Raw genomic sequence first — 698 nt, forward strand, 5'->3', positions numbered from 1 at the left:
GAGGCAGAAAGGTGTGAGGCTTTTTATGTTAATAATAGATGGCTGGGAGGCACACTTACAAATTTTTCTACAATTAGAAAAAGTATATGGAAGCTTATTGATTTTGAAGAAAAAGAGAAGAATGGCGAGTTCAATCGCCTACAAAAGAAGGAAAGAACAAAATTGCTAAAAGAATATGCGAGGCTTGTCCGTAATCTAGGAGGAATAAAGGGGCTAGAGGAGCTTCCCTCTGCAATATATATTGTTGATTCAGCAAGAGAGAAAATATGCGTTGAAGAGGCAAGAAAAATGGGAATTCCAACCATTGCTATTGTTGATACAAATGGAGACCCAGATAAGGTTACATATCCCATTCCGGGGAATGATGATGCTATCCGTTCAATAAGGTTTATCACATCCTGTATAGCTAATGCTGTTATTGAGGGAAGAAATATAAAAGAAGGGTTACCACAGGAAGAAAAGGTTGAAGAGATAGAAGAAAAAGAAATAAAAAGAGAAGAGGTAAAAGAAAAAGAGGAGGTTATAAGCGAAATTGAATACAGCCCTGATTAAGGAATTAAGGGAAAAAACATTTGCGGGAATCTTGGATTGTAAGGCTGCCTTAGAAGAAGCAGAAGGCAATATTGAAAAGGCAATTGTTATCCTTCGCGAAAAGGGAAAGGCAGGAAGTAAAAAGCTTGAGGGAAGAAGTGCAAAGG

1 protein-coding gene and 1 pseudogene are annotated in these 698 nt (G+C 37.7%); both read left to right on the forward strand.

Annotated features, from left to right (window positions below):
* The coding region (rpsB, locus tag AB1397_01395) for a 30S ribosomal protein S2 (GenBank protein ID MEW6481654.1) at positions 1 to 552 on the forward strand (552 nt) is incomplete at its 5' end.
* Positions 533 to 698 (forward strand): annotated as a pseudogene (gene tsf, locus AB1397_01400) (elongation factor Ts). The gene rpsB and the pseudogene tsf, both read left to right, overlap by 20 nt.

This window comes from bacterium (assembly GCA_040756715.1).
GTDB lineage: Bacteria > UBA9089 > UBA9088 > UBA9088 > UBA9088 > JBFLYE01.